This window comes from Enterobacteriaceae bacterium ESL0689 (genome assembly GCA_029433525.1).
In the GTDB taxonomy this organism is placed as follows: domain Bacteria; phylum Pseudomonadota; class Gammaproteobacteria; order Enterobacterales; family Enterobacteriaceae; genus JAQTIF01.
The window spans coordinates 1,316,881-1,336,408 of the sequence record JAQTIF010000001.1; the positions used below are offsets into that span (position 1 = coordinate 1,316,881).

Annotated in this window: 17 protein-coding genes, 4 tRNA genes and 3 pseudogenes; all 24 read left to right on the forward strand. The window is 49.5% G+C overall.

All coding sequences use genetic code 11. The features are described from left to right. Positions 1–3 precede the first annotated feature (3 nt). Positions 4–426 carry a colicin uptake protein TolR gene (tolR, locus tag PT300_06420; protein MDF7680255.1) on the forward strand — a complete coding sequence of 141 codons (423 nt, stop codon included), beginning with the start codon at positions 4–6 and terminating at the stop codon, positions 424–426. Positions 427–517: 91 nt separating this feature from the next. Continuing rightward, complete coding sequence (tolA, locus tag PT300_06425; protein ID MDF7680256.1) at positions 518–1,762, forward strand: cell envelope integrity protein TolA; 1,245 nt, start codon at positions 518–520, stop codon at positions 1,760–1,762. A 116-nt stretch (positions 1,763–1,878) separates the two neighbouring features. Next, positions 1,879–3,171, forward strand: coding sequence for a Tol-Pal system beta propeller repeat protein TolB (gene tolB, locus PT300_06430; GenBank protein MDF7680257.1), 1,293 nt, complete (start codon positions 1,879–1,881; stop codon positions 3,169–3,171). A 34-nt stretch (positions 3,172–3,205) separates the two neighbouring features. Continuing rightward, on the forward strand, positions 3,206–3,724 hold the full coding sequence (pal, locus tag PT300_06435) for a peptidoglycan-associated lipoprotein Pal (protein MDF7680258.1): 519 nt from the start codon (positions 3,206–3,208) through the stop codon (positions 3,722–3,724). A gap of 9 nt (positions 3,725–3,733) precedes the next feature. Next, entirely contained in the window at positions 3,734–4,510 is a 777-nt protein-coding gene (cpoB, locus tag PT300_06440; protein MDF7680259.1) for a cell division protein CpoB, read from the forward strand. 148 nt (positions 4,511–4,658) lie between these two features. Next, positions 4,659–4,734, forward strand: a tRNA-Lys gene (locus tag PT300_06445). Positions 4,735–4,767: 33 nt separating this feature from the next. Next, positions 4,768–4,843: transfer RNA gene (locus tag PT300_06450), tRNA-Val, on the forward strand. A 3-nt stretch (positions 4,844–4,846) separates the two neighbouring features. Beyond that, positions 4,847–4,922 (forward strand) — tRNA-Lys (locus PT300_06455). A 46-nt stretch (positions 4,923–4,968) separates the two neighbouring features. Then, positions 4,969–5,044, forward strand: a tRNA-Lys gene (locus PT300_06460). Between the two features lie 200 nt (positions 5,045–5,244). Then, positions 5,245–5,964, forward strand: a complete 720-nt coding sequence (gene pnuC, locus PT300_06465; GenBank protein MDF7680260.1) for a nicotinamide riboside transporter PnuC — start codon at positions 5,245–5,247, stop codon at positions 5,962–5,964. Between the two features lie 143 nt (positions 5,965–6,107). Next, the gene (gene aroG, locus PT300_06470; GenBank protein ID MDF7680261.1) at positions 6,108–7,160 is read left to right on the forward strand and encodes a 3-deoxy-7-phosphoheptulonate synthase AroG; all 1,053 of its coding nucleotides are present in this window, start codon (positions 6,108–6,110) and stop codon (positions 7,158–7,160) included. Between the two features lie 541 nt (positions 7,161–7,701). After that, positions 7,702–11,176: pseudogene (vgrG, locus tag PT300_06475) on the forward strand (type VI secretion system tip protein VgrG). Then, positions 11,173–11,502, forward strand: coding sequence for a hypothetical protein (locus PT300_06480; protein MDF7680262.1), 330 nt, complete (start codon positions 11,173–11,175; stop codon positions 11,500–11,502). Before vgrG ends, PT300_06480 begins: the two are co-directional and overlap by 4 nt. Positions 11,503–11,607: 105 nt before the next feature. Continuing rightward, complete coding sequence (locus PT300_06485) at positions 11,608–11,790, forward strand: DUF6402 family protein (protein ID MDF7680263.1); 183 nt, start codon at positions 11,608–11,610, stop codon at positions 11,788–11,790. After that, the gene (locus tag PT300_06490; GenBank protein MDF7680264.1) at positions 11,787–12,149 is read left to right on the forward strand and encodes a DUF6201 family protein; all 363 of its coding nucleotides are present in this window, start codon (positions 11,787–11,789) and stop codon (positions 12,147–12,149) included. The genes PT300_06485 and PT300_06490 overlap by 4 nt, the downstream gene beginning before the upstream one ends. An 82-nt stretch (positions 12,150–12,231) precedes the next feature. Continuing rightward, the gene (locus tag PT300_06495) at positions 12,232–12,432 is read left to right on the forward strand and encodes a Tox-REase-5 domain-containing protein (protein MDF7680265.1); all 201 of its coding nucleotides are present in this window, start codon (positions 12,232–12,234) and stop codon (positions 12,430–12,432) included. 529 nt (positions 12,433–12,961) lie between these two features. Continuing rightward, on the forward strand, positions 12,962–13,312 hold the full coding sequence (locus tag PT300_06500) for an Imm52 family immunity protein (protein ID MDF7680266.1): 351 nt from the start codon (positions 12,962–12,964) through the stop codon (positions 13,310–13,312). Continuing rightward, a pseudogene (locus PT300_06505) lies at positions 13,311–14,063 on the forward strand (contractile injection system protein, VgrG/Pvc8 family). Before PT300_06500 ends, PT300_06505 begins: the two are co-directional and overlap by 2 nt. Next, positions 14,063–14,703: pseudogene (locus PT300_06510) on the forward strand (S-type pyocin domain-containing protein). Before PT300_06505 ends, PT300_06510 begins: the two co-directional pseudogenes overlap by 1 nt. After that, the gene (locus PT300_06515) at positions 14,704–14,967 is read left to right on the forward strand and encodes a bacteriocin immunity protein (GenBank protein MDF7680267.1); all 264 of its coding nucleotides are present in this window, start codon (positions 14,704–14,706) and stop codon (positions 14,965–14,967) included. Positions 14,968–15,073: 106 nt separating this feature from the next. Then, positions 15,074–15,394: an HNH endonuclease gene (locus tag PT300_06520; GenBank protein MDF7680268.1), complete on the forward strand. Its 321-nt coding sequence runs from the start codon at positions 15,074–15,076 to the stop codon at positions 15,392–15,394. After that, positions 15,381–15,665 carry a bacteriocin immunity protein gene (locus PT300_06525; protein MDF7680269.1) on the forward strand — a complete coding sequence of 95 codons (285 nt, stop codon included), beginning with the start codon at positions 15,381–15,383 and terminating at the stop codon, positions 15,663–15,665. The genes PT300_06520 and PT300_06525 overlap by 14 nt, the downstream gene beginning before the upstream one ends. Before the next feature lie 312 nt (positions 15,666–15,977). Then, positions 15,978–16,772 carry a type I methionyl aminopeptidase gene (gene map, locus PT300_06530; protein MDF7680270.1) on the forward strand — a complete coding sequence of 265 codons (795 nt, stop codon included), beginning with the start codon at positions 15,978–15,980 and terminating at the stop codon, positions 16,770–16,772. 62 nt (positions 16,773–16,834) lie between these two features. Further along, positions 16,835–19,525, forward strand: a complete 2,691-nt coding sequence (glnD, locus tag PT300_06535) for a bifunctional uridylyltransferase/uridylyl-removing protein GlnD (GenBank protein ID MDF7680271.1) — start codon at positions 16,835–16,837, stop codon at positions 19,523–19,525. Positions 19,526–19,528: the final 3 nt, after the last annotated feature.

Sequence of the window (19,528 nt, forward strand, 5' to 3'; positions counted from 1 at the left end):
GCGATGGCCAGACGTCGTCGACGGCATGAACTGAAGTCTGAGATCAACATTGTGCCGTTACTGGATGTGTTATTGGTGTTGTTGCTGATCTTTATGGTGACCGCGCCAATTATTACTCAGAGTGTTCAGGTTGATCTGCCGGATGCCACCGAATCACAAATGGTGAAAAGCAGTGATGATCCCCCGATGATCGTTGAAGTTTCCGGTATTGGGCAATACAGCGTTAAAATTGGCCCGGAAACATTATCGCAGTTACCCCCGGAGCAGGTTATTGCCGAAGCGAAACGCCGACTCGCTGCCAATGAAAAAACAGTATTCCTTATCGGCGGGGCAAAAGATGTGCCTTATGATGAAATTATTAAAGCGCTTAACTTGTTGCACAGCGCCGGAGTGAAATCGGTTGGTTTAATGACGCATCCTGTTTAATTGATCCGTTATGAAAATTAGCGGCATATCTTTTGTTTTCACCGCTGGTTAGGGTTGGCGGCAATAGGCGAACAGTTTTTGGAAAACGATAGTGTTAAAGGCAACCGGACAAAACGATAAACTCAAACGAGCGATTATTATATCAGTTACGCTGCATATTATCCTGATTGTGCTGCTAATCTGGGGTTCGTTCGATGAAAAAACAGATACTTCTGCCGGGGGGGGCGGTGGCGAGCCCATTGATGCTGTTATGGTTGATCCTGCTGCGGTAGTGGATAACTATAATCAACAACAAGCACAAGCAGAAGCGGCAGCCAAAGCCGCTGCCGAAGCGAAGAAACAGGCTGAAGCAGAAGCGACAGCCAGAGCCGCTGCCGAAGCGAAGAAACAGGCTGAAGCAGAAGCGACAGCCAGAGCCGCTGCCGAAGCGAAGAAACAGGCTGAAGCAGAAGCGACAGCCAGAGCCGCTGCCGAAGCGAAGAAACAGGCTGAAGCAGAAGCGACAGCCAGAGCCGCTGCTGAAGCGAAGAAACAGGCCGAAGCCGAAGCGACAGCCAGAGCCGCGGCCGAGGCACAGAAAGAGGCCGAAGTGGAAGCGGCAGCCAGAGCCGCGGCCGAGGCACAGAAAAAGGCCGAAGTGGAAGCAGCAGCCAAAGCCGCCGCCGAAGCGAAGAAACAGGCGCAAGCCGAAGCGGCAGCCAAAGCCGCCGCCGAGGCAAAGAAAAAGGCCGAGGCGGAAGCGGCAGCTAAAGCCGCTGCTGAGGCAAAGAAAAAAGCTGAAACGGAAGCGGCAGCCAAAGCCGCTGCTGAGGCAAAGAAAAAGGCTGAAGCGGAAGCGGCAGCCAAAGCCGCCGCCGAGGCAAAGAAAAAGGCACAAGCCGAAGCAGCAGCTAAAGCTGACGCTGCCAGGAAAGCGGCGGCAGCGAAAGAAAAAGAAGCCAGCAGTGTTGATGATCTGTTCGGCGATTTGAGCTCTGGCAAAAATGCTCCCAAAGGAGCAGCCAACGGTAGTGCAGGGGGTGCTTCTCCCGCTAAAGGGACGAAAAAAGGGCAAGCAGGTGCTTCTCAGACAGAGATAGCCAGTTATGTAGCCCTGGTACAGGCGGCCATTAAAGGGTATCTCTATGACTGGGATACCTATAAAGGTAAAATTTGTACCTTACGGATTAACCTGGCACGGGATGGCACGCTATTGAGTGTCAAATCTGAAGGCGGCGATCCGGTATTCTGCCAGCAGATGTTGTCAGCAACCAGCCGGATGAACAAGTTTCCTGAACCACCCACGCAGGCCGTCTATGAGACATTCAAAAATGTGCCGCTGGATTTTAAACCCTGAGCCCGTTTTTCGCGTGTCTGTGGCGAAAACTGTCGTCGGGGAGGTTTTATGCATTTTAGTTTGTTAACCATCTGCTAAATTATCATCAGGTTTTGTACCTGGATAAGGGAGAAATAATGAAGCAGGCAATACGAATAGTAATCAGTTTTTTCGTTCTGTGGGCGGCGATGTTGCATGCAGAAGTGCGAATCGAGATAACCCAGGGGATGGATGCCGGACGTCCGATCGGTGTCGTGCCGTTTCAATGGGATGGGGCCGGAGCGGCGCCAGAAGATATTGCCGGTATCGTTGCCGCGGATTTGCGTAATAGCGGCAAGTTTAATCCGCTGGATCGTTCACGTTTACCTCAGCAACCCGGTCGAGTTCAGGAGGTACAGCCTGCAGCATGGTCGGCATTGGGTATCGATACCGTGGTGATAGGGCAGGTGACGGCTAATCCTGATGGTTCCTGGAATATTGCCTATCAGCTCGTTGATACTGGCGCAGCACCGGGCTCTGTGCTGGCACAGAACAGCTTTAAGGTGACGAAGCAGTATTTGCGTTATGCCGCGCATACGGTCAGTGATGCGGTATTTGAACAGCTCACTTCAATAAAAGGCGCGTTTCGTACCCGTATTGCTTATGTGATACAGACCAATGGTGGTCAATTTCCTCATGAATTGCGCGTCTCTGACTATGATGGCTATAACCAGTTTACGGTCAAACGGTCGCAGCAACCGCTGATGTCTCCGGCATGGTCGCCGGATGGCTCTAAACTGGCCTATGTTACTTTCGAAAGTGGGCGCTCTGCGCTGGTGATACAGACGCTGGCTAATGGTGCCGTGCGTCAGATAGCCTCGTTCCCTCGACATAATGGTGCGCCCGCTTTCTCGCCCGATGGTTCTAAGCTGGCATTTGCACTGTCAAAAACCGGTAGCCTGAATCTGTATGTTATGGATCTCGCATCAGGGCAGGTGCGACAGGTGACCAATGGGCGCAGCAACAATACGGAACCCAGCTGGTTCCCGGATAGCCAGACGCTGGCCTTTACTTCTGACCAGGCGGGGCGCCCCCAGGTGTATAAAGTCAATATCAATGGCGGTAGCCCACAGCGTATCAGCTGGGAGGGTGCGCAGAACCAGGATGCTGATGTCAGCAGTGACGGTAAATTTATGGTTATGGTCAGTTCCGCCAACCGTCAGCAACATATTGTCAAACAGGATCTGAACGGAGGAGGTGTACAGGTTTTGTCATCAACACTTCTGGATGAAACGCCCAGTCTGGCACCGAATGGGACGATGGTGATCTATAGTTCTTTTCAGGGAATGCAGTCTGTGCTAAATCTGGTTTCGACAGATGGTCGTTTCAAAGCACGTCTTCCGGCGACGGATGGACAGGTAAAATTCCCAGCCTGGTCACCGTATTTGTAATGATAACTAATTGATAATTAAAGGAATGATGGAAATGCAATTGAATAAAGTGCTGAAAGGGGTAATGATCGCTTTGCCGGTGATGGCCATCGCGGCATGCTCTTCTAACAAGAATAACAGCGATGATCAAAGTGCTGAAGGCATGATGGGATCAGGTACTGGCATGGATGCAAATGGCGGTAACATGTATTCTGATGAGCAGGCACGCAGTCAGATGCAGCAGCTCCAGCAGAATAATATCGTGTACTTCGGACTGGATAAATACGACGTTAGCCCTGAGTATGCTGCCATACTGGACGGCCATGCTAACTTCCTGCGTAGCAATCCTTCCTACAAAGTGACGGTAGAAGGTCATGCCGATGAGCGCGGTACACCAGAATATAATATCGCTTTAGGTGAGCGCCGGGCTAATGCGGTTAAGATGTATCTGCAGGGGCGCGGTGTTGCAGATGACCAGATTTCTATTGTCTCTTACGGTAAGGAAAAGCCGGCAGTACTGGGACACAATGAAGCCGCTTATGCCAAAAATCGTCGTGCTGTACTGGTTTACTAAGAGAATGGCATGAGCACTTACTTCAGATATCATCTATTGAGTCTGTCGTTGCTGATGAGTATAGCGGCCCCTGGGGTCGCTTTTGCTCAGGCACCTGTTGGCAGTGTCGGCACGGGGTCAGACGAAGATCGTATCACGCAACTGGAACGAATTTCCAACGCTCATAATCAACTCTTATCCCAGCTTCAGCAGCAGCTCGCGGATAATCAGAGTGATATTGATTCGTTACGTGGTCAGATTCAGGAAAATCAGTATCAGATTAGCCAGATTATCGATCGCCAGAAGCAAATTCTGTCGCAGATAGAGGGCCTGCATCAGAGCGGGGGGGCGGCGAGTTCACAGGGTGCGTCATCCCCGGAAAACCAGGTGACACAGCCTCCTGCTTCCACCGATGTATCAACCTCAGTGGATGATGCGAATACGGATTATAATGTCGCGATTGCCCTGGTAAAAGATCCTGCCCGTCAGGATGAAGCACTGGCCGCGTTCCAGAATTTCGTAAAAAAATATCCGGACTCCACTTATCAGCCGAATGCGAATTACTGGCTTGGTCAGTTGAATTATAATAAGGGGAAGAAAGATGATGCAGCTTACTACTTTGCCTCGGTGGTGAAAAATTATCCCACATCACCAAAAGCACCTGACGCGATGTTTAAAGTCGGTGTGATTATGCAGGATAAAGGCGATATGGTGAAAGCAAAGGCTGTTTATCAGCAGGTAGTGAGCAAATATCCCGGTAGCGATGGGGCCAGACAAGCCCGGAAACGGCTTGATGCTGCCGGATAAGAAGACAATGACCAGCAATTGTATTATTTCTGGTCTTGCTGCGTGAATTCTAAGCATTCAGATACCTTTTAGCGAAATACTTGTTGCGCAGCACGTCTAAATCAGTAATATATGCCGCCGTTGCCATTGGATATCAGGCAACGGACATGGGTCGTTAGCTCAGTCGGTAGAGCAGTTGACTTTTAATCAATTGGTCGCAGGTTCGAATCCTGCACGACCCACCAGTGTTGTATAGCATGTCTTTGTCGCGTAGTATCGGGTGATTAGCTCAGCCGGGAGAGCATCTCCCTTACAAGGAGAGGGTCGGCGGTTCGATCCCGTCATCACCCACCACTCGGGTCGTTAGCTCAGTTGGTAGAGCAGTTGACTCTTAATCAATCGGTCGCAGGTTCGAGCCCTGCACGACCCACCAGTATAAGACTGGCGCGAGTGGCACACATCATCAGCAGTTTTCGAGCGGGTCGTTAGCTCAGTCGGTAGAGCAGTTGACTTTTAATCAATTGGTCGCAGGTTCGAATCCTGCACGACCCACCACACTTTTTATCCTCTCTTATCCTCTTTTCCTTATCTTTTGTTTTATATATCAATCGAATATCCACAACGCGGATAAAATTTTTCATATTTTTTTGGTATATTTGCCTGTTTTGTTTAGTATATAAAACAAGAGCGGCAACGCGGTTGCCGGTATCCGGATAATAACAGTCAATTTCATCATGATACCTTTTGGGGACGTTATGGATTTTTTCAGTACACTCAATATTATGCTACATATACCCGTCGGAAGCGGAGGATATGATCTCTCCTGGATAGAGGCCGTCGGCACGGTGGCGGGGCTGTTATGTATCTGGCTGGCGAGTCTGGAAAAAATCAGCAACTATGCCTTTGGATTGATCAACGTGACCCTGTTCGCGATCATCTTTTTTCAGATCCAGCTCTACGCCAGCTTACTGCTACAGATATTTTTCTTCGCTGCGAATATTTATGGCTGGAATGCATGGTCACGAACCATCAGCAACCATCAAGCGGAATTACAGATCCGCTGGCTACCTTTGTCAAAAGCCCTGATCTGGCTGGCGATCTGTATTGTGGCGATTACTTTGATGACGGTATATATCGATCCGGTATTTGCTACCCTGACATCGCTCGCCGTCAGTCTGATGCAGGCACTGGGCTTATCCGTAACGATGCCCGAGCTTCAGCCTGATGCCTTTCCGTTCTGGGACGCCTGCATGACGATATTGTCTATTGTCGCAATGATTCTGATGACCCGAAAATATGTGGAAAACTGGTTACTCTGGTTGATTATCAACATAATAAGTATCGTTATTTTTGCCCTTCAGGGTGTATATGCCATGTCACTGGAGTATCTGCTTTTAACCTTTATCGCCTTTAATGGTAGCCGGGTATGGATGAAGCGTGCGCGTCAACATGGCTCTCACTGCCTGTCGCGTTGAACAATAGCCAGTCATGCAGATTATTCATTGCAGAATCAGGGAATTAACTTTGGTTCTGTAAATTCCGGTTTACACTTATCGGGTGCCTGGGTAGATTGGAAAAATCTCACTTAATGAGTCAATTATGACGATACAGGCAAACAATGAATTATCAGAACGACGATTTACGCATTAAACAGATCAGGGAATTATTACCACCGGTTGCGTTGCTGGAAAATTTTCCGGCAACTGAAAATGCCGTGAACACGGTAGCTCATGCACGTGATGCTATTCACCGCATTCTCACCGGTGATGATGACAGATTGCTGGTTATTATTGGACCTTGCTCCATTCATGATCCTGAAGCGGCCAAAGAGTATGCCGGACGCCTTCTGGCACTGCGTGAAGAGCTGAAGGGAGAGCTGGAAGTCATCATGCGGGTCTATTTTGAAAAACCGCGTACCACGATTGGCTGGAAAGGACTGATTAACGACCCTTACATGAATGGCAGCTTCGATATTAATCAGGGATTGCGCATTGCTCGTCAGTTATTGCTGGAAATTAACGACAGTGGATTGCCTGCCGCCGGGGAATTTCTCGATATGATTACCCCGCAGTATGTCACGGATTTGATGAGCTGGGGCGCCATCGGGGCACGGACAACGGAATCTCAGGTCCATCGCGAACTGGCTTCCGGGCTTTCCTGTCCGGTTGGGTTTAAAAATGGCACCGATGGCACGATCAAAGTAGCGATTGATGCCATCAATGCCGCGGGGGCCTCACACTGCTTTTTGTCGGTCACCAAATGGGGACATTCGGCTATTGTTAACACCGCAGGTAACAATGATTGCCATATTATCCTGCGTGGCGGTAAAGTGCCGAACTATAGTGCGGAAGACGTCGCCAGGGTCAAAACGGAGCTCGAAAAAGCGGGCTTGCCTGGCCGCGTCATGATCGATTTCAGCCATGCTAATTCCAGTAAACAGTTTAAAAAACAGATGGAAGTAGGGGCGGATGTCTGTCAGCAAATTGCCGGTGGTCAACAGGCGATTATCGGGGTGATGGTTGAAAGCCATCTGCAGGAAGGAAATCAAAGCCTGGAGGGCGGAACTCCGCTTGTTTACGGCAAGAGCGTGACCGATGCATGTATCGGCTGGCAAGACTCGGCGCTTCTTCTGCGCCAGCTAGCCGACGCGGTCAAGGCACGTCGTGGCTGAAATTCTCATTGTCAGGGGTTCTACGCCGGAACCCCTGAAAATTTCGCAGCTAAAAAATCAGGTGATTACTGATTTACCCTCATCATTGAGAAAACTGTTCACACAGAAAATTTATCCCCTCCTGACAGCGCCTGATGCAGAGGCATCAGGAGCATGTCTAATCATATTTTCCAGTCTTCTGATTAAGAGCCTCTCCCATTAGGCTATTTTACTTGCCATTTTGGTCCTGGGCAGTGCTCGAAATCCTCACGTACTACGTGTACGCTGCGGTTTCTCTGCGCTGTCCGTGTCCAAACTGGCTGCGCCAATAACGCCTGGTGGGCCAGGATCTAAGTCATAATATCCATTATATTGGCATACTTTCAAAGAATGATTTCAAGCATCAGTGAACAGGTTTTCGCATCCATGCGCCAGTGGCACACATTTTTGCCTTACTGAAAAACTCGCTTTGCCAGATCAATTCCGATAATTTATATCCACTGGATATCTCTTTATTTTGCTGTTGGTTTGCACTTACGGTATGACTCACTGGAGTAACATCATGGATAACGTGCAGGCGCTTTCTGGCGGGCAGAGCCGTTACTTTCTGGATATCAATAACAGTCCGGTAAAGCCGGATATTCTGCGCTTTCGCGGCCGGGAAGCCCTGAGCGAACCGTTCCGATGGGAGATTGAGTTCACAAGCCAGCAGGCGAATATCACCCCGGAACAGGTGCTGATGAAATATGCCTCTTTCCGGATGCGCAGCGGTAAAAATGTTCACGGCATTATCACCTGCCTCGAATGGCTCTCCACTTCAAAAGAGCAGTCACATTACCGGGTCACGCTCAGCTCCCGCCTGGCGCTGCTGGAATACACCCGGCAGAGCGCTGTTTTTCAGAACCAGTCGGTGCCGGAGGTGGTGGAGCAGGTGTTGCGCAGACACGGGCTGGAGGGGCCAGATTTTGAATTCAGGCTGGAGCGCACCTGCCCGGCGCGTGAAGTTATCACCCAGTGGCGGGAAACGGATTTGCAGTTCATCCAGCGCATTCTGTCGGAGGTGGGGATTTACTGGCGCACGGAGATGGACCACACCCGCGAGCTGGATACGTATATTTTTGCCGACAGCCCGCTCAACTATCAGTTTGATGTGCGCCTGCCGTACTGCGAGCCATCTGGCCTGTTTGATGGCGCAGCAGAGTCAGTCTGGGATGTGCGCAGCTGGCATAATCTGGCCACCGGCACGGTCAGGAGCCGTGACTACAACTATCGCACCGCCTCCACGCCGATGGATACGGCGGTCAGTGTACGTAATGACGCAGTAACGACCGGGGAGCATTACCGCTACGCTGTGCCATATCGCGAGGCGGGAGATGACACTGAGCCAGAACCGTTAACCGAAAGCGGGGCATTCTACGCCCGGCTTCACCATGAGCGTGCGCTGAACAAAACCGCCCGGATACACCTGTTCAGCAATGCCTCACATCTTACTCCGGGACAGGTGCTGGAGCCGCAGGGCAACATCATCAGGGCGCTGAAGGACGGAGTCATTCTGACGCTGGTGACCTTCCGGGGCAGCCGTGACTCCCGTCTCCATGTCTCGGTATGGGGTATGCCTTATACCGAACGTTACTGTTACCGTCCGGCAGAAATCCCGCGTCCGGTGATTGCGGGCACGCTGCCAGCACGGATTGAAAGCCGGGAAAAGAACGACATATACGCCCACCTGGATGACCAGGGGCGCTACCGGGTAAAGCTGGACTTCGACCGCGAAGAAACAGAGCGGGGATTTGGTTATCTGTGGCTGCGGATGGCGAAGCCGTATGCCGGTGACACCCTGGGCTGGCATACACCGCTGACTGACGGCACTGAAGTGGCGATTGCGTACAGCAATGGTGATATTGACCTGCCGTACATTGCGTATGCCCTGCACGATGCTGAACATCCGGACCCCGTGAACCGGCATAACCACACCCGGAATATCCTCAGAACGCCCGCTAATTCGAAACTACGGATGGAAGACAAACGCGGAGAGGAGCATATCAAACTCACCACGGAATATGGCAAAACCCAGCTCAACAGCGGACACCTGGTGGACAGCCAGGGAAAATACCGCGGCGCAGGGAGTGAACTGCGCACCGATGAACACGGGGTTATCCGCGCCGGTAAAGGGCTGTTTATCAGTGCGGATGCTCAGGCGAAAGCACAGGGTGAAGCGCTGGACAGGGATGCGGCGCTGAAGGAAATCGAACGACTCAGTCAGTACCTGCAACAGCTGACAGAGGCAGCAGAACAGGCACAGGCGCTGAAAGCGGATATTGACAGTCAGATACAGATGTTTGAGCAGCGGCTGAAGCCGCTCAATGAGGCGATACTTTTTTCGGCGCCGGAAGGTGTGGCGCTGACCAGCGGTGAAGATATGCAGCTGACCGCCGCGCAAAACGTGGCTGTCAACGCCGGAGGGGATATCAGCATCGGAGTGATGGGCAATATGACGGCCCTGGCCGGGGAGAAGCCGGGACTGTTTGCCCACACCGGCCCGCTGAGCCTGAAATCCGGAGAAGGGCCGGTGGAGATGCAGGCGCAAAATGACAGCCTGCGGTTGTTTGCGGAAAAGAAGCTGACGCTGAGCTCGGAGAGCGACATCTCCTTTGCCGGAAAGAAGCGCATCACGCTCATCGGCGGCGGCAGTTATCTGCGGCTGGAGGCCGGGAAGGTGGAGTACGGCACAACGGCAACGTATATGCGGAAGGTTGAAAAGATCGATGGCGGCATCAGCCAGCACCCGACCTGTGGAGTCCGTATCCATGCCGCCTCCGGTAACGATGCGGGAGTTTAACCCCGAAACCCGCACCCCGTGGGTGACGCCGGTGTATGCAAAATCCTGCCTGAAGGAGAAAGGCTGTACTGATGCCGGTACAGCGCAAGAGCCCGCGGGTAACTTTGGCCAGATGGTTATTTTTGCTCAGCCTGTCGGGGACGACTGCTGCGGCTACGGCCATGAGTATGAAGAGGATGAAGTCGTTCAGCCTCCCCGAACAGCCCAAAAATGGAAGCCTGACGTCGGTGGAGCAATGCTTCCTGTTCGGGCATTGGCTGTACCGTTTGCTCAGGGAACCGGCACTGGCGTTATGATTCCGGTGTGGGGGAAATGGTCCCTGACCGGCGTCCTGGGCGCGGCCCGGGGCATTCCGTATGTGGGAGCACTGATGTCTGCGCTCTACATTCCGTCTGCGGGTGAAGGGAGTGACCGGGTTCCTGGACGGGATGAATTCTGGTATGAGGGAGAACTGCGGCAGAAAGCCCTTACCGGAGCAAAAGCGACAACCCGGGTAAGATTCTTCTGGCGCCAGGATGAGCAGGGCAATATGCGGGTCTATGGTGTCCATACCGGTGAAGGGACGCCGTATGAAGGTGTGCGCACGGCAAACATGGTGTGGAATAGTGAAAATAACCGCTATGAGTTCACACCGGCTCACAGTGTCGATGGCCCGCTGATTACCTGGACGCCGGAGAGGCCAGAAGGCAGTGACCTTCCCTCACATACCGGCAGCGACATCAGGCCGATAGACCAGGAAACAATACTGGTTACACCAATCCCTGACGGTAAAGATGAATACACGACTCCACCATTCCCGGTGCCGGCAGAGCGCGATCTGAATGATTATATTCTGGTGTTCCCGGCGGATTCAGGGATTAAGCCAATTTATGTGTATCTCAATGAGGTCAAAACATCTTATACTCATGGCTACAAGCACTACCCACCTAAAAATAAGCCCTGGAATGAAGTAGTGAAAAACACAAAGTCTGGTCCTGCGAAATTTAAGCCCGAAGTTAATATTGAGTCTATAGATCACGATGTTTGGGAAAATGGCACTTCTACAACAAATGGTCAGAATTGGAAGGTCAAAAAGTTCGATAGCGTGCAAGGCGCTTACAAAGGTAAAGAAACCAATTGGGTAGTAACTAAAGAATCAAAAGGAACTATTCACTCTCATCCAATAGGGCCTCAAGAGGCTGGGAAGTTAATAAAATGAAAAAAAGCTATCGTTTTCTGGATAAAGTTTATCAGCTGGACAATGTGGCGAGCGTTTATGATGAACTTTCAACCCTGGACTTTACTAAAAGTATATATGAACAAGTAAATAAACTTGATGAAGACCTGTTTCAATTATCATTCACAAATGGGAATATCGTCGACATTGGCTGGTATCCAGGATTTGAAGAGAGTGGGGAATTTATTGTTCAGGTTATATCTGATGAGAACTGGGACGAACCGACATTCAGAACATCATCAAAGTGGGATAAAAATGAACTAATCATGAAAATAAGTGAAGCTTTAATTAATTGTTCATCATCATAGAGCTATGATAAGTAAAAACAGGTATCACATTATAGCCATTCATAAAAACAAGGTGGATACACAATTTAAATCACAGGCTCCTCCAGACAGGGGGCAACATTATATATGTCATCTTACTTGTATGCGGACTGTGGCGATCTGGCTCGTAAATTTTCAGGCTTTGTTCCGGTGTTTAATGCTGATTTTCGTAAATGGCAAAACAAGCATAACACGGGAGGGGATTTTATGATTTTCTCAGATGTATACTGGACAGAACCATTAGTTCAAAAAAGGATAATAAAATTATGAAAATAAGAACAATTATTATATTGATTATCTTTTTTGTAGCCTGGTTTTTTTTACCCTCAACATTATTCGTGAGTGATCATGATGTGATTTTCTCACGTGTCAGTCCTGATAAAAAATATACAGTAGTAGTGTATAGAACAAAAATAATATCTCCATATTCATTTTATAAATTCCTGCAAGGGAGAGATTATTATTTTATTCTCTATGATAAAGATCATCGTGTTATATTCAGACCATCACTTTTTTATGGTACTGCGAATATTGGAGCATATGATTCAATTATGTATGTTTATAATGAAAAGCATTATCTTTTCTATCCGGAGAAATACGGTTACGAGTCATATGAATTAGATAAATAACGGCTATTAACAGACGGTTGTGCTGGTTATCAGAGAATGCTATAAATTCTGTGCACATTCCAGTAATGTGCTCAAAAAAGGAATGGCACGAGAGTGTGCAGAATTCGGGTTTAAATACTGCGGCGTGTCGTTTGATAGCTGGAAAGATAAACTATGTCAGTTCCAGGAGGCGAAGGCGCGGTATGATCAGTTTTTTAAGGCTGATGGCCAGAAAAAAACTGGTGGACTGGCAATAACAGTGCGATTAACCAGGCAGCCCGGCATCAGGCTGTCGCAACAGTAAATCAACCGTTGAAAATCGTTTGGATATTTATGCAACCTGTCAGCTATCGTTACTTTTCGAAAATTTTTTTGCGATATAAGGATATTATCACAAGATGGCAACCGTAACTTTAAACATCAGAGTTGAACAAGAATTTGGAGTAAGTTCACCAATTGAAATCTCTCATGCTACCAGCATTTTTCGCGATGTTAGTTTGCATTTTGAACAAATGCTTGGTAAACACAAAAAATGGTTTTTAAAAGGATATTCAAGAAAACAGGCATTACAATATCAGGTATTTGTTGATGACATGATGGTTCCAAAAGAAATCTTATCAAAATGGGAAAAAAGATATCAGAAAAATTATCCTTTTTTTGGAGAGGGTATTTGGGATGGTGAAGAAGATGATAGCAGTGCTGGAATTGATTTAACATCATCTTACTCAAGCTCTAATCGGCGAAAAAATCCTATGTCGCTTGTTATTGAGTTTCCAGTTTCCCTTATAAGCACAAAATTGTCATCTGACCGAATGCTGGAATTTATGCACCATATGCTTAGTCTGAATGAAAATTGCACATATCTTAATGTTGAGTCAGGAGGGTATAGTTTTCCTGAAATTATTCCTAAAGAAAATGGATATGATGAAGTGTATAAAAAAGTATTCCCCGACAGAATATCTTGCGGATGGATGCTATTCATTCCAGCTATTATTTCACCTGACCTGATTCCATGTGCTGCCAGAGTTGTCCCTGTTCTGAAGGATAGTAAAAAAACTGGAACGATAGTTGTTTCAACTGAAGAGATATTTGATGGAAATAATAAAGAACATATCGGCAAGGCTAATGATATTGAAATAAGACTTCTGGATCTGGGCCTTCTTCCGTTACTGACGGAACTTTGATCTAATCACCCAATGGCAGGAAACGGATTTGCAGTTTATCCAGCGTATCCTGTCGGAGGTGGGGATTTACTGGCGCACCGAAATGGACAATACCCGCGAGCTGGATACGTTCATTTTTGCCGACAGCCCGCTCAACTATCAGTTTGATGTGCGCCTGCCGTACTGCGAGCCATCTGGCCTGTTTGATGGCGCAGCGGAGTCAGTCTGGGACGTGCGCAGCTGGTATAACCTGGCCACCGGCACGGTCATGAGCCGTGACTACAACTATCGCACCGCCTCCATGCCGATGGATACGACGGTCAGTGTACGTAATGACGCAGTAACGACCGGGGAGCATTACCGCTACGCCGCGCCGTATCGCGAAGCGGGCGACGACACAGAGCCAGAACCGGAAACCGAAAGCGGGGCATTCTACGCCCGGCTTCACCATGAGCGTGCGCTGAACAAAACCGCCCGTGTTCACCTGTTCAGCAATGCCTCACACCTCACGCCCGGGCAGGTGCTGGAGCCACAGGGCAACATCATCAGGGCGCTGAAGGACGGAGTCATTCTGACGCTGGTAACCTTCCGGGGCAGCCGTGACTCCCGTCTCCATGTCTCGGTATGGGGTATGCCTTATACCGAACGTTACTGTTACCGTCCGGCAGAAATCCCGCGTCCGGTGATTGCGGGCACGCTGCCAGCGCGGATTGAAAGCCGGGAAAAGAACGACATATACGCCCACCTGGATGACCAGGGGCGCTATCGGGTATGGGAGCACTGATGTCTGCGCTTTACATTCCGTCTGCGGGTGAAGGGAGTGACCGGGTTCCTGGACGGGATGAATTCTGGTACGAAGAAGAGCTGAGGCAGAAAGCCCTTACCGGAGCAAAAGCAACAACCCGGGTAAGATTCTTCTGGCGCCAGGATGAGCAGGGCAACCTGCGGGTCTGTGGCGTCCATACCGGTGAAGGGACGCCGTATGAAGGTGTGCGCACGGCAAACATGGTGTGGAATAGTGAAAATAACCGCTATGAGTTCACACCGGCTCACAGTGTTGATGGCCCACTGATTACCTGGACACCGGAGAGGCCAGAGGGCAGTGACCTTCCCTCACATACCGGCAGCGACATCAGGCCGATAGACCAGGATTTGACCATTTCAGGGAGGCGTTTTGGCTTGCTGTGGCTGAGTGTCCAGAATTGCTTTCTCAATTTACGAGGAGTAATCAGGCGTTAATCAAGAAGGGATATGCACCATTTACGATTCCAGAAGAGCAGGCTGGAGGTCGCAAAACATTTGAAATCCATCATAATAAGAGAATAATAGATGGAGGGAAGGTATTTGATATGGATAATTTATCAGTCACCACCCCGAGAAGGAATATTGATATTCACAGGAGGAAAAAGTGAATGACAGCCTCATATAAAAAACTTAGTGATTATACTGAAAACGAATTTATCCAATTCGTAACCGACATTGTGGAGGTTAATTCAAATTCGGAGGAAAAACATCATGCATTAGTATCAAAGTTCGAAGAGCTAGTGCAACACCCAAGAGGTAATGGCCTTATTTATTATCCAGAAGATGGTGAAGATGATTCTCCCGAGGGAATTGTCCAGACAATCAAAGCATGGAGAAAGTCAAAAAGGCTCCCATTATTTAAAGATTCATAACTCAATAGAATTTCGCGAGAGATGAGCCTGGTGTGGCAACAGGGAAAGGTGAGGTGCTATCAGGTTCTGAAAAATGGCTTGAGGCCGCCAGCTCTGGTCTGAGCTGGTGGCTCCTGTACCAGCGCAAATTGCTGATAAACTTAGAGGAAAATCCTTCCGCAACTTTAACCATTTCAGGGGGGCGTTTTGGCTTGCTGTGGCAGAGTGTCCAGAACTTATGAAGGATTTTAAACCTTCCAACCAAACCCTAATAAGCATGGGGCTAGCGCCTTATCCTGTCCCTTCAGAACAGGTGGGTGGCAGAATAACTTTTGAACTTCATCATTTAGAAGAAATCCAGCATGGCGGAGATGTGTTTAATGTGGATAATATCAACGTTACTACTCCTCGCTTACATACAGGAATACATAAAAATGCTAATAGATAATGAGAAAACAATAAGCGATTATACTGAGTCAGAGTTTATTGAACTGCCATCTAATTTTTTTGAGAATAAAAACGGATTAATGCAAAAGGATTTTAGGAAATTTATTGATGACTTACAAATGCACGTAGTTAAAATCACCCAGCACCCACTCGGTAATGGACTAATTTTTAATGCGCCTGATGAAATTGAATGCTCACCATTGGGAATATTCGGAGAAATTAAAAAATGGAGAACATCTCAGGAATTAAAGTTATTTAAAGACTCTAAATAATCTGTCTGGCGGGCGATAAGAGCCTGTAATTTAAATTGTGTATCTGCCTGCGTTTGATATCTTCATTGTAACCCTCCTGACGGCGGCTCTGCTCCCTTGCGGTAATTCACCCGTGGCGTAACCGCCCCAGCTCCTGCCAGACAGAGGGCAGGGTTGACGGCAGGAACCACACCATGATGGAATCAGGTGACTTCTCATGCTGCAGATTGGGCGTGTGGAGCAAGGCCGGATGATGGAGATGAAAAAAATAGCGACTAATCAGCGGACTTACTCTACTATTTGTCGAAAAATTGATACAGATGGACACATGCTATGGCTATATCTATTAAAACCTCTCAGGACATCGAAAAAATGCGCGTTGCCGGGCGTCTGGCCGCTGAAGTGCTGGAGATGATCGCACCTTATGTCAAACCAGGCGTGAGTACGGGAGAGCTGGATCGTCTCTGCAATGACTATATCGTTAATCAGCAAAAAGCCATCTCCGCCTGTCTGGGCTATCACGGCTACCCCAAATCGGTATGTATTTCGATTAACGAAGTCGTTTGCCATGGCATCCCCGATGATGCAAAACACCTGAAGAACGGTGATATCGTCAATATTGATGTCACGGTCATTAAAGATGGCTTTCACGGCGATACGTCAAAAATGTTTATCGTCGGTAAACCGACGATTCTGGGTGAACGCCTGTGTCGTATCACGCAGGAGAGCCTCTATCTGGCGCTGAAAATGGTCAAACCGGGTGTCAATCTGCGCACTATCGGTGCCGCGATCCAGAAATTTGTCGAGGCGGAAAATTTTTCCGTGGTGCGTGAATACTGCGGTCATGGTATTGGCCGGGGTTTCCATGAAGAGCCACAGGTATTGCACTACGACTCCCCGGAAACCGATGTCGTGCTTCAGCCCGGAATGACGTTTACGATTGAGCCGATGGTCAATGCGGGCAAAAAAGAGATCCGCACGATGAAAGATGGCTGGACAGTGAAAACCCGGGATCGTAGTTTATCTGCCCAGTATGAGCATACGATTGCGGTGACCGATAACGGTTGTGAAATTCTGACCCTACGCCAGGATGACACTATCCCGGCGATAATCACGCACGATGCATAATCACCAGGCCGACCCGCGTCGGCCTTTTTATCAATATTCACCTCGTTATCAGGAGGGCTCCCGTGACCCGCGCTTTGCCTGACCCAGCGACCTCTTATCCTGCGCCTGAATCGCCCGAAAACTGGCCACCAGAAGCGTTGCATTGTGCCGCTATTAAGGCACAGATGGATATTTTTCAGCGCTGCCAGCGTGAAGCGTTTGATAACGGTATCGCAGCGGAAGTTTTAGTCAAAGCACGTAGTCAGTTTATCGATCAGCTACTTCAGCGCCTGTGGCGTCACTACGGATTTGATCGTGAGCCTGATCTGGCGCTAATCGCTGTCGGAGGGTATGGTCGTAGTGAATTACACCCGCTCTCCGATATCGATCTGTTGATCTTGAGTCACGATACGCTTGCGGATCAACTGGCGCAGAAAGTGGGGGAGTTTCTGACGCTGTTATGGGATATCAAACTCGAAGTAGGGCACAGTGTTCGCACCCTGAGGGAGTGCCTGCAGGAAGGGCTGGCCGATTTGAGTGTCGCGACTAACCTGATTGAATCCCGCTGCTTAACGGGGAATATGGCTCTCTTTCTGGATCTGCAAAAAGCGCTTTTTAGTGATCATTTCTGGCCTTCAGCGCAATTCTTTGCCGCCAAAGTAGAAGAACAACATCTCCGTCATCAACGCTATCACGACACCAGTTATAACCTTGAGCCAGACGTGAAAAGCAGCCCCGGTGGCCTGCGCGATATCCATACGCTTCAGTGGGTCGCGCGCCGCCATTTTGGTGCCACGTCACTGGATGAAATGGTCGATTTTGGTTTCCTGACCGCCGCAGAACGCGATGAGCTTAACACTTGTCTGCATCAACTGTGGCGTATTCGCTTTGCTCTGCATCTGGAGTTGACACGCTACGATAACCGGCTGCTGTTTGATCGCCAGCTCAGTGTTGCCCGCCGCCTGGGGTATGATGGCGCGGGCAATCAACCGATCGAAGACATGATGAAGGATCTATTCCGCGTCACTCATCAGGTCAGTGAGCTGAATCACATGTTGTTACAGCTCTTTGAGGAGGCGATTCTCGCCCTGAGTGAAGATGAGAAACCGCGACCCATTGATCAGGATTTTCAGCTACGTGGCTCATTGATTGACCTGCGTGATGAGACGTTGTTTATGCGCCAGCCGCAGGCTATTCTGCGTATGTTCCTGCTAATGGTCAGTCACCGTAACATTACCGGTATCTACTCAACAACACTGCGCCATCTGCGTCATGCCCGTCGCCATCAGACGCAGCCGTTGTGTGATATTCCCCAGGTGCGGTCAATTTTTATTCATATCCTGAGCTTACCCGATGCGGTCAGCCGGGGGCTATTACCCATGCATCGCCACGGTGTCTTATCGGCCTATATGCCTCAGTGGTCGCATATCGTCGGACAGATGCAGTTCGATCTTTTTCATGTCTATACCGTTGATGAGCATACGATTCGCGTCATGTTGAATCTGGAGAGATTCGCCAGCGATGAGATCCGTCGCCGCCATCCCTTGTGTGGTGAATTGTGGCCGCGCCTGGCCAGTCAACAGCTGATTCTGATTGCGGCGCTGTTCCATGATATCGCGAAAGGTCGCGGTGGCGATCACTCTATTCTCGGCGCTGAAGATGTACGGCAATTTGCCAAGCTACATGCGCTGAGTGAGCGGGAAACGCAACTGATTTGCTGGCTGGTACGCCAGCATCTGTTAATGTCCGTCACCGCGCAGCGTCGTGATATTCAGGACCCACAAGTAATTAAACAATTTGCGCAGGAAGTTCAGACTGAAGAGCGGCTGCGTTATCTGCTCTGTTTGACGGTCGCTGACATCTGCGCCACCAATGAAACCTTATGGAATAGCTGGAAACAGAGCCTGTTGCGTGAACTGTATTTCGCCACCGAAAAACAGCTACGCCTTGGGATGCAGAATACCCCTGACATACAGGAACGGGTGCGCCATCATCAGTCACAGGCGCTGGCATTACTACGAATAGAAAATATCGACGAACCGCGATTACAGCAAATCTGGAAACGCTGTCGTACCAGCTACTTTATGCGTCATACGCCTCATCAGCTCGCCTGGCATGCCCGCCATTTGTTGCGCCACGATCTCTGCCAGCCGATGATTTTACTCAGTACACAAGCTTCTCGTGGCGGTACGGAAATTTTTATCTGGAGTCCGGATCGCCCCTATCTGTTTGCTGCTGTTTGTGGTGAACTGGATCGCCGCAACCTGAGTGTCCATGATGCGCAGATCTTTACCACCCGCGATGGTATGGCGATGGATACCTTTATTATGCTGGAACCTGATGGCAGGCCACTGTCCGCAGATCGCCATGCGTCTATTCGTGCTGGGCTGGAACAGACGATTACCCAGCGTCGCTGGCATCCCCCTGCGCCACGTCGGCTGGCAGCGAAGTTGCGTCATTTTTCGGTTGCCACCGAGGTCAGATTCCTGCCGACGCATACTGACAGAAAATCATTCCTCGAGCTGGTCGCTCTCGACAGGCCCGGTCTGCTGGCACGGATCGGCCAAATTCTGGCTGATCTCACTCTTTCACTGCACGGTGCGAGAATTACCACCATTGGTGAACGTGTCGAGGACTTGTTTATCATCGCCACTGCCGACGGGCATGAGCTGGATCATGCTTTGCAACAAGAAGTGCAACAGCGGTTGACAGAAGCCCTCAATCCAAACGATAAAGAGTCACCCATTTTTATAAGCCACGAGAAAAAAGAGTAAGCT

Coding starts and splice junctions, on each gene's coding strand:
- tolR (MDF7680255.1), top strand. CDS start 4: ATGGCCAGACGTCGTCGACGGCATGAACTGAAGTCTGAGATCAACATT.
- tolB (MDF7680257.1), top strand. CDS start 1,879: ATGAAGCAGGCAATACGAATAGTAATCAGTTTTTTCGTTCTGTGGGCG.
- pal (MDF7680258.1), top strand. CDS start 3,206: ATGCAATTGAATAAAGTGCTGAAAGGGGTAATGATCGCTTTGCCGGTG.
- cpoB (MDF7680259.1), top strand. CDS start 3,734: ATGAGCACTTACTTCAGATATCATCTATTGAGTCTGTCGTTGCTGATG.
- pnuC (MDF7680260.1), top strand. CDS start 5,245: ATGGATTTTTTCAGTACACTCAATATTATGCTACATATACCCGTCGGA.
- aroG (MDF7680261.1), top strand. CDS start 6,108: ATGAATTATCAGAACGACGATTTACGCATTAAACAGATCAGGGAATTA.
- PT300_06480 (MDF7680262.1), top strand. CDS start 11,173: ATGAAAAAAAGCTATCGTTTTCTGGATAAAGTTTATCAGCTGGACAAT.
- PT300_06485 (MDF7680263.1), top strand. CDS start 11,608: ATGTCATCTTACTTGTATGCGGACTGTGGCGATCTGGCTCGTAAATTT.
- PT300_06490 (MDF7680264.1), top strand. CDS start 11,787: ATGAAAATAAGAACAATTATTATATTGATTATCTTTTTTGTAGCCTGG.
- PT300_06495 (MDF7680265.1), top strand. CDS start 12,232: ATGGCACGAGAGTGTGCAGAATTCGGGTTTAAATACTGCGGCGTGTCG.
- PT300_06500 (MDF7680266.1), top strand. CDS start 12,962: ATGCTTAGTCTGAATGAAAATTGCACATATCTTAATGTTGAGTCAGGA.
- PT300_06515 (MDF7680267.1), top strand. CDS start 14,704: ATGACAGCCTCATATAAAAAACTTAGTGATTATACTGAAAACGAATTT.
- PT300_06525 (MDF7680269.1), top strand. CDS start 15,381: ATGCTAATAGATAATGAGAAAACAATAAGCGATTATACTGAGTCAGAG.
- map (MDF7680270.1), top strand. CDS start 15,978: ATGGCTATATCTATTAAAACCTCTCAGGACATCGAAAAAATGCGCGTT.